This window comes from Sphingomonas sp., from assembly GCF_019746015.1.
Taxonomy (GTDB): domain Bacteria; phylum Pseudomonadota; class Alphaproteobacteria; order Sphingomonadales; family Sphingomonadaceae; genus Sphingomonas.
Genome location: NZ_JAIESM010000083.1, coordinates 1 through 9,036, shown reverse-complemented (window position 1 = coordinate 9,036; position 9,036 = coordinate 1). Strand labels below are relative to the sequence as shown.

Annotated in this window: 7 protein-coding genes; 1 reads left to right on the top strand and 6 read right to left on the bottom strand. The window is 69.8% G+C overall.

Features of this window, described 5'->3' with window-relative positions; genetic code table 11:
- The coding region (locus tag K2Y03_RS11705; protein ID WP_294090867.1) for a helicase-related protein at positions 1 to 1,919 on the bottom strand (1,919 nt) is incomplete at its 3' end.
- 217 nt (positions 1,920 to 2,136) lie between these two features.
- Between K2Y03_RS11705 and K2Y03_RS11700 the strand changes: the two genes are divergently transcribed.
- Positions 2,137 to 3,612, top strand: coding sequence for a M23 family metallopeptidase (locus tag K2Y03_RS11700; protein ID WP_294090866.1), 1,476 nt, complete (start codon positions 2,137 to 2,139; stop codon positions 3,610 to 3,612).
- An 89-nt stretch (positions 3,613 to 3,701) separates the two neighbouring features.
- On the opposite strand, the gene K2Y03_RS11695 is transcribed toward K2Y03_RS11700, so the two are convergent.
- The 5 genes from K2Y03_RS11695 to K2Y03_RS11675 all read right to left on the bottom strand — a co-directional run.
- Positions 3,702 to 4,553: a nucleotidyltransferase domain-containing protein gene (locus K2Y03_RS11695; RefSeq protein WP_294090864.1), complete on the bottom strand. Its 852-nt coding sequence runs from the start codon at positions 4,551 to 4,553 to the stop codon at positions 3,702 to 3,704.
- Positions 4,554 to 4,616: 63 nt separating this feature from the next.
- On the bottom strand, positions 4,617 to 6,212 hold the full coding sequence (locus K2Y03_RS11690; RefSeq protein ID WP_294090868.1) for a DUF87 domain-containing protein: 1,596 nt from the start codon (positions 6,210 to 6,212) through the stop codon (positions 4,617 to 4,619).
- Between the two features lie 290 nt (positions 6,213 to 6,502).
- Positions 6,503 to 7,276 carry a TIGR02186 family protein gene (locus K2Y03_RS11685; RefSeq protein WP_294090863.1) on the bottom strand — a complete coding sequence of 258 codons (774 nt, stop codon included), beginning with the start codon at positions 7,274 to 7,276 and terminating at the stop codon, positions 6,503 to 6,505.
- Positions 7,273 to 8,190 carry a sulfite exporter TauE/SafE family protein gene (locus K2Y03_RS11680; protein ID WP_294090862.1) on the bottom strand — a complete coding sequence of 306 codons (918 nt, stop codon included), beginning with the start codon at positions 8,188 to 8,190 and terminating at the stop codon, positions 7,273 to 7,275. The genes K2Y03_RS11685 and K2Y03_RS11680 overlap by 4 nt, the downstream gene beginning before the upstream one ends.
- Before the next feature lie 62 nt (positions 8,191 to 8,252).
- Positions 8,253 to 9,036, bottom strand: a 784-nt coding sequence (locus K2Y03_RS11675; protein ID WP_294090861.1) for a hypothetical protein, incomplete at its 5' end; no start/stop codon positions are given.

Here is a 9,036-nt window from a genome sequence, read left to right as displayed (position 1 = left end):
GGCGCGGGCGCGGCCGGATCGCCCGCCAGCGCCGCGATCCGCGCCAGCGCCGGCACGTGCCGCGCGATCTGGCCGGCGCACCATATTTCCAGCCGGGTGCGGACCTGCTGGCGCAGCGGCGGCGCGAGGCAATCAAGCGCGCGGTCGAGCGTCAGCCGCGGCCGGGTGACGCCGGCGCCCGCGCCCAGCCGCGCGACCATCACGCCGCCCCAGCCGATTGCCGGGGCCGCCCCCGGTTCCGCAAACAGCACCAGCGCATCGTCCGCCGCCCCTGCCAGCGCCGCCCCCCGCCGCGCCCATTCGCCGGCCAGCTGCTTTTCGGCCGCCGCCAGCAGCAGGCGCTTGTCACCCGCGCGCGCATCGGCCGCGACGACGAAGCGGAACCCCTCCAGCCGGCCGAGCATTTCGCCATCGACCGCCACCGTGCCGTCGCCATCGATCAGCGTCGGCAGCGCGCGGGCATCGCCACCGATCTGGCGCAGCAGCATGGTCGTGCGCCGGTCGACGAAGCGCTGGCGCAACCGGTCGTGCAGCGCGTCGGACAGCCGCTCCTCCAGCGCGCGGGTGCGCTCGGCCCAATGGGCGGGGTCGGCGAGCCAGTCGTCGCGGTGGGCGATATAGGCCCAGCTGCGCGCGGCGGCGATGCGGCCGGCAATCGTCTCGACATCGCCGGCCAGATGGTCGAGCCGGGCCAGTTCGCGCGCGAACAGATCGGCGGGCAGATGGCCATCCCCCTGCGACAGATGCTCGAACAGCCGGGCGACGAAGCGGGCATGCGGATCGACGCCCAGCTTCCGGAAATCGGGAAGGCCGCATGCCGCCCATAGCCGCGCGACCTGCGCAGGCCTGCGCACCCGCGCGCGCACCCAGTCCAGCTCGGCCAGGCGCTTCAGCACGGCAAGGTCGATCGCCTCGGGCGCGGGGCGCAGCGCCTCGCCCTCGGGCCGCGCCTCCAGATCGGCGATCAGCGTGTCGATGCTGTCCAGCCGCGGTGCGCCGTCGCGCCAGTAGAGCGACTGGAGCGGATCGAAGCGGTGCTGCTCGATTGCCTCGATCTCGTCGGGCGTGAAGGCGCCCGGCCCCTCGGCATGGAGCGCGCCGAAGCTGCCGTCGCGCTGGTGGCGCCCGGCGCGGCCGGCGATCTGCGCCATTTCGGCCACCGTCAGCCGGCGCTGGCGCTGCCCGTCGAACTTGCGCAGCGAAGCAAAGGCGACATGCGCCACGTCCATGTTCAGGCCCATGCCGATCGCGTCGGTGGCGACCAGATAATCGACCTCGCCGGCCTGGAACATCGCGACCTGGGCGTTGCGCGTGCGCGGGGAAAGCGCACCCATCACCACCGCCGCCCCGCCGCGCAGCCGGCGCAGCATTTCGGCGACCGCATAGACTTCCTCGGCCGAGAAGGCGACGACGACCGAGCGTTTGGGCAGCCGCGACAGCTTGCGCGCGCCGGCATAGGTGAGCGTGGAAAAGCGCGGCCGGGTGATGATCTCCGCCTCCGGCACCAGCGCGCGCACCATGGGTTTGAGCGCCTGTGCGCCGAGCAGCATCGTCTCCTCGCGCCCGCGGGCATGGAGCAGCCGGTCGGTGAAGACATGGCCACGCTCCGCATCCGCGCCCAGCTGCGCCTCGTCGAGCGCGACAAAGGCCAGATCGCGGGTGACGGGCATCGATTCCGCGGTGCACAGGAACCAGCGCGCGCCGGGCGGGCAAATCCGCTCCTCTCCGGTGATCAGCGCGACCTCGGCCGGCCCTTTCAGCCGCACCACCCGGTCATACACCTCGCGCGCGAGCAGGCGCAGCGGAAAGCCGATCATCCCGCTCGAATGGCCGGTCAGCCGCTCGATCGCCAGATGGGTCTTGCCGGTGTTGGTGGGGCCGAGAACGGCCGTCACCTTGGCGGGCGCGGCGCTTGACATGATGGCTGCCTACATCGGCGGCCACGGCCCGCCGCGCAACCCCGATCGCGGGCTGATCAACCGTCATTCGCCGTGCCGCAGACATTGGTCGGGGCGATGCCACGCTTCATCGCAATCGGCACATGGGGGCGGTGCGGTTAATTTGACATTAGGATTTGGGGTCCACAACGCTTGCCGACCAAGGCAGGTGCTCCGCGCGGGCGCCGAGTGCGGGGGCTTGCGTTTGTTTCTACGCAGCGATCATGAACTGGGCCAGGGGGGCGGCGCGGCAGCGGTGACCTTTGGCCGGGTCGCGCCACCACCGCCGGGCGCGCTCGACCGGTTGCGCCACCGCCTTCACGACATTGACTGGACGCCGGACCTGGGCGCGCGGATCGGCTCGGCCGACTGGTGGCGCGGGGCGGTCTCCTGCGTGGTGCTGGTGGGGGCGGCCTGCTGGCTGCTGCCGCGCGTGCCGGCGGTGGCGGGCGCCACCCCGGCGCCGCTGTCTGGCGAGGCGTGGGAAGAAGCGCGCACCCAGTCGATCATGCCGCTGGCCTGGGGCGCCACCACCGGCCGCCGGCTTGCCGCCGGCGATCTGGTCCGCCCGCTCGCCGAAACCCCGGAGCGCCCGCAGGTGGAGCTGACCGCCACCGTCGGCGCGGGCGATGATTTCAGCGCGGTGCTGCAGCGCGCGGGCGTGGCCGGCGCGGAAGCCCGCGCGGTCGAGCGGCTGGTCGCGCGCAGCGTGTCGCCGGGATCGCTCAAGCCCGGCACCCAGCTCGACCTGACGCTGGGCCGCCGCACCGAGAAAACCGCGCCGCGCCCGCTGGAGGCGCTGTCGTTCCGCGCGCGGTTCGATCTCAACATCCTGGTCAACCGCACCGGCGAGGCGCTGGTGATGACGCCGCAGCCGATTGCGGTGGACAACACGCCGCTGCGCATCCGCGGGCTGGTGGGGCAGAGCCTGTACCGCTCCGCCCGCGCCGCCGGCGCCCCGGCCAAGGCGGTCGAGGCGTATATCCGTGCGATTGCCAGCCGCGTCTCCATCGGCCGCGATGTCTCGTCCGACAATGTGTTCGACATGGTGATCGAACAGGCCCGTGCCGCCACCGGCGAGGTGCAGCTGGGCAAGGTGCTCTATGCCGGCATCGAGCGCGACGGGCGCAAGGTGCAGCTGGTGCGCTGGGGCGAGGACGGCGGCGCCTGGTATGACGCGAGCGGCACCGGCGAGCGGCGCGGCCAGATGGCGATGCCGGTCGATGGGCGCATGACGTCAAATTATGGCGCGCGCATCCATCCCATTCTCGGCATCCGCCGGATGCATTACGGGCTCGACATCGGCGCCCCCTATGGCGCGCCGATCCGCGCCGCGATGGACGGCGCCGTCGCCTTTGCCGGGCGCAATGGCGGCTATGGCAATTTCGTGAAGCTGGCGCACGGCAATGGCTATGCCACCGGCTATGGCCATATGAGCCGCATCGCGGTGCGCCCGGGCACGCGGGTGAGCCAGGGCCAGGTGATCGGCTATGTCGGCTCGACCGGCCTGTCGACCGGGCCGCATCTGCATTACGAGCTGTGGCGCAACGGCGCGCCGGTCAATCCGCGCTCGATCAGCTATAGCGAAGTGCAGCAGCTGGCCGGCGCCGAACTGCGCCGCTTCCGCGCCTATGTCGCCAGCCTGCTCGGCGCCCGCACCGGCGGCGCGAATTAGGCGCTGCCGGATCAATCCTCAATCCGTTCGTCCCGAGCAACGTCGAGGGACGCGATGCAAAACGCCGCGTCGGGCTCACAGTCAATCGGTCAACCGGGCAGGGGCTGACCAGACGTCGCCGTCAGATCATGCAGCTGAGACGAAAGCCGCCGCAGCATTGCCAGCGCATCGTCGTGCGCGCCGTTGCCGATCGCATGCCAGATCGCGTCGGCATCTGAGCGAAGCGTGCCGATCGTCTCGGGCAGCCCGGCGGCGGCCGGCACGGCGCCCTTTTCGTTGATCAGGTAACGCCGGTTGTGGGCGAACAGCACCTGCGCCACGCAGCATAGCGCGCGATAGGCGCATCCTGCGATATGTGTGCGCTCACCGCGCCGTGCGGCCAGCTCGCCATTTTCGATGGCAAAGTCGACCTCCCACCCGAAGCGGGCGATCAACGCATCGGCAAGTGCGGCCGGATAGGCGGCGGCGCGCCGCTTCAGTGCCGACAGCACGCCGTCAGGGTCATGCAGCGGCAGCGCAATCGCTGCCTCACCCGCCAGAATCACCGAGCAGAAGCCATGCGGGTGGCCGACCTGATAGTTCATGCTGAACCGGCCGGCCTCGGCGTCTTCGATCACGCCGGCAACCTTGCCGATCTCCCGGTAGAGAATGTCCACCTCCACCCCGCCCACCGTCAGCCATCCGCCGCCGTCGATCCACGGCCCCCATGTGCCGATGTCGGTGACGCTGGTTGCCGGATCGTCGACCAGGCCGGCGACAGCCGCGCGCAGGGCGGTCACGTCAAGTGGCCGCGCCCCATCATAATAAAGGCCGATATCGTAATCGGATGCCGGCCCTGCCGTGCCGCGCGCGCGGGAGCCACCCAGCGCGATCGCCACCACCCCCGGCACGGGGCCAAGCGCGTCCACCACCCGCCGGACAAGGGCGTTATCAATATCCATGCCGCGTCATCCCATGCGCGGTTGAGCACGGCAAGAGTCAGGGATTGCGGAACGCCCCCGCGCTCAGCGGCCCTGGGCGCGCCAGCGTTTCAGCGTGCGGGCGATGATTTCCTCCTCATGCCCCACTTCGCGCCACAGGTCGGAGAAGAGCGGATCGTCAGAGGCCGGGCGGCGGCTGTCTTCCAGATCGTCAAACGCCACGCGGATCGGCACCGCCACGCCTTCGCCGCAGACAATGCATTCGCGGTTGCGGAGCGCCGGGATCGAATCGAGAAAGCCGCGCGCGCCTTCGGGCATGGCGGCGCGCACGAACGCCTGGTCGCGATCATTGTTCAGGCGCATCGCGATGATCGTGCCGCACTGCGACAGCACGCCTTCGGCCAGGTCCGACGGGCGCTGGGTGATGAGGCCCAGCGAGACGCCATATTTGCGCCCTTCCTTGGCGATACGGCTGAGGATCTTGCCGACCGAGGCCTTGTCGGCCGCCTGGCCGCTGGGGATGTAGCGGTGCGCTTCCTCGCAGACGAGCAGCACCGGCCGCTGCGGCTCGCCGCGCGCCCATATGGCAAAGTCGAACACCATGCGCGCCAGCACCGCCACCACCACCGAGGTGATTTCGGACGGCACGCCCGACACGTCGATGATCGAGATCGGCTTGCCGTCGCCGGGCAGGCGGAACACCCGCTCGATGAACGCGGCCATCGTGTCCGCCACCAGCAGGCCTGAAAACATGAACGAATAGCGCGGGTCGCCCTTGATCTCCTCGATCTTGGTCTTCAGCCGCAGATAAGGCGCGGTGTCGCCGGCGCGGTCGAGCTTGCCCATTTCGAGCGTGATGATGTTGATGAGGTCGCTGAGCAGATAGGGGATCGGCGCATCGACGGTCAGCTTGGCGATTTCCTGCCCCATCCGCCCCTTGGCGCGGGCGGCAAGCAGGCATTTGGCGAAGATGTCGGCATCGATCTGCCGCGCCGAACCGGTCGCGGTCAGGAACACTTCGCAATGTTCTTCGAAATTCATCAGCCAATAGGGCATCTGCAGGTTCGACACGTCGTAGATCGCGCCATTGTCCTTGAAGGCGGCGCTATATTCGCCGTGCGGGTCGATCATCACGATGTGGCCCTGCGGCGCCAGATCGCAGATGCGGTGGAGAATGAGCGCGGCCGAGGTTGATTTGCCGGTGCCGGTCGAGCCCAGCAGCGCGAAATGCTTGCCCAGCAGCGCATCGACATAAAGCGCGGCGCGCGTGTCGCGGGTGGGATAGACGGTGCCGATCGAGATATGCGGCCGGTCATCGGCCGAATAGATCTGCTTCAGATCGGCGCTGGAAACCGGGAAGACCGGCGTGCCCGGCGTCGGATAGCGCGTCACGCCGCGGCGGAAGCGATAGAGCTTGCCGGTCAGCTTTTCCTCATCCCCCTCGCCCAGAAAGTCGATCGCGGCGATGATACGGTCGCCCTGTCCTTCCATCAGCCGCAGGGTGCGGACATTGGCGATTAGCCAGCAATGGCCGACGCGCATCTTCACCTGGCTGCCGACCTGGCCGGCGGCGGCGACGACCGGATCGGCGCTGCTGCCCAGCGCGTCCATCGCGCGCGCATCGAGCAGCACCTGGCTGGAAGAGCCCGCCACCTCGAACACCATGCCGATGCCGCGCATCGAGGCGAAGGGCGTGGCGGGATGCTCCGACTCACCGGTTGCGCGGGGCGTATGGTGTTCCGTCATGCGGTTTTCCGGGCCTTTGCCAAACTTGCTTCGCCCCATATCCGCGAAAAATGGTTAATTTCGCGTAGATGGCTGATCTGACATAGGAAAAATTCGGGGGGTGTTTGGTTGAGGCGGCGCCGGCCCGCTCCCCCACCCGGCCACCCAACGACAGTATTCTATGAGTGGTCGGGTGGGGCAGCGGGCCGGTGCCGTGACCGTTTCAGCCAAAGCTGAAACCAACCCTAAATCCGCCGGGCAATCGCCCCCGCCGCCCAGCCCAGCAGTACCGACAGCGCCACCGCCGCCAACCCATAGAGAAACGACCGGCGCTCTGCCGCGCGGGCGACGAAGCGCTCAAACCCCGATTTGCGGATGTCGATATCGCGCACGGCGGCGGCCAGCACGCGGCCCTTGCGGATCAGGAAGGTTTCGGCGGTGAACCGCCCCACCGGCACCCGCGCCGGAATCGCGATACGCCCGCGATAGAGCACCCCGTCGGTGATCTCCACCGCGCCCGGCGCCTGCACATACAGCCCGGTGCGCTGGCGCAGCGCCACCAGCCCCTTGGCAAAGCGGTTCTGGTCCTCGCCCCGAGCGCCGCGCGCCGGCGACAGCTGCAGGCTGGACAGGCCCAGCTCATAGATCGCACGGCTGCGCTCATCGAGCAGCTGGTCGATCGGCCGTGACGAGGCAATCGCATAGAAGCTGGGCGCGGACAGATAGCGCATGCTGTCGGCATTCACCCAGATGCCGGCGATCTTCTGCTTTTCGCGCACCAATATCGGCTGCGACGGCCCCTTCACCACCACCACGATATCGGCGTCGCGCTCTTCGGGAATGCGCCCGCCGGGGTAGAGAATGGCGCCGAACAGCAGCAGATCGGCACCGGTGAAGCTGTATTTGATCTCAATCCGCCGTTCGGAAACATCGGGCACCAGCACCGGGCGGGGGCCGTCGCGGCCGTCGCGCGCGGCCAGCAGCAGCGGCAGCGCGACCAAGGCCGCCCAGCGCTTCATTGCGCGACTTCGACCGAATAGAGCGCGTCGGGCTGAAACCCCAGCCCCATCGCCACGCGCAGCGCCAGCACCAGCACGATGCCGGCGAGCGCCAGCCGCAGATATTCGGGCTGCACCCGGCTGGCCAGCCGCGCGCCCAGCTGCGCGCCGGCGACCGAGCCGACCAGCAACAGCCCGGCCAGCACGATATCCACCGCCTTGGTGGTGAGCGCGTGGACCATGGTGGCAACCGCAGTGACGAACAACGTCTGGAACAGCGAGGTGCCGACCACCACCTGCACGCTCATGCCGAGCAGATAGAGCATCGCCGGCACCAGAATGAAGCCGCCGCCCACCCCCAGCAGGATGGTGAGAATGCCCACCGCAAAGCCCAGCAGCAGCGGCGCGAGCGGCGAGATATAGAGCCCCGAGGCATAGAAACGCGTGCGCAGCGGCAGTGCGGCGACGAGCGGGTGGTGGCGCCGCTTGCGCGCCGGCAGCGGCGTGCCCCGGCGCTTTGCGTCGATCGCGCTCCAGCTTTCACGCGCCATGGTGGTGCCGATAAAGCCCAGCATCAGCACATAGAGAATGGCGATGGTGGTATCGATCTGGCCGGTCGCCTGAAGCAGGCGGAACAGCCCGGCGCCAGCAAACGAGCCCAGAATGCCGCCCGCCACCATCACCAGCCCCATTTTCACATCCACCCCGCGCCGGCGCCAGTGCGCGAAAACGCCCGAAACGCTGGCCCCGGTCACCTGGCTGGCTGCGGAGGCGGCGGCAACGGTGGGCGGAATGCCATAGACGATCAGCAAGGGCGTGGTCAGGAAGCCGCCACCCACCCCGAACATGCCCGACAGCAGCCCCACGCCGCCGCCCAGCAGGATGATCACCAGCGCATTCACGCTGAGATTGGCAATCGGCAGGTACAGATCCATGGCGCCACCCTATCGCCGCGCCGCGCGCGCGCAACGCACCACCGAGAATTATTGGCCGCGATTCATTGGATATCGCCGCCCAGCGTGAGCGCGAGCCCCGAGTCGGGCCGCGCCGCGCCATAGATGCGCTCGCGCCATTCGAGCGACAGGCGCAGCCGCTGGCGCGCGACCGGGAAGGTGAGGCTGGCCGTTGGCCCCACATCGAAGCGCGACGCCCCCGGCTGCGCCCCGCCCCAGCCGCCGCCGCCCAGCGACAGCGCGACCTTGTCATTGCCGGCAACGCGCCGTTCGAGCCGGGCGGCGCCGTCGACATAGCCGATGCCGCGCCCGCGCGCGATGACGCCGGCCTGACCATAAGCCTCCAGCCGGAAGCCGTGCAGCGCCACCGGGCCAAGCCCCGCCACTACCCCCAGCGACGGGCCACCGCCGCCCCCATCAATGGCGATGCGCTGTTCGGCAACCAGCCGCACCGGCGCGCGGGTCGGCCGCCACTCGATCCCGATCGCCGCCTCGCGCCCCGGCCCCTCAAGCGGGGTGGCAAAGCGCGCGGCGACGGCGAACCGCCCGCGCCGGTCGAGCGGATAGGCCAGTCTGAGCCCGGCCTGCGATCCGCCCAGCTGCCCGCCCAGCGGCGCCGGGCCAAGCGCATCGCCACCACGCGCGATCAGCCAGAAACTGCCGCTCACCCGCCGGTTGCCCGGCGCGCTCGACAAGGGCGCCAGCGGCGGCAGCGCGACCGGCGGTTCGGGCTCGGGCGGCCTGAGCTGCGCCATCGCCAGCAGCGCGAGCGCGATCCGGTCGGCATTGGGCGCCACCGCCGGCGGGGCGGGCAGGCCCGGCAGCCTG

What these genes read in the sequence shown, in the direction of transcription:
- K2Y03_RS11695 (WP_294090864.1), bottom strand. Translation starts at nt 4,553, where the DNA reads ATGGATATTGATAACGCCCTTGTCCGGCGGGTGGTGGACGCGCTTGGC.
- K2Y03_RS11690 (WP_294090868.1), bottom strand. Translation starts at nt 6,212, where the DNA reads ATGCGCGGCATCGGCATGGTGTTCGAGGTGGCGGGCTCTTCCAGCCAG.
- K2Y03_RS11685 (WP_294090863.1), bottom strand. Translation starts at nt 7,276, where the DNA reads ATGAAGCGCTGGGCGGCCTTGGTCGCGCTGCCGCTGCTGCTGGCCGCG.
- K2Y03_RS11680 (WP_294090862.1), bottom strand. Translation starts at nt 8,190, where the DNA reads ATGGATCTGTACCTGCCGATTGCCAATCTCAGCGTGAATGCGCTGGTG.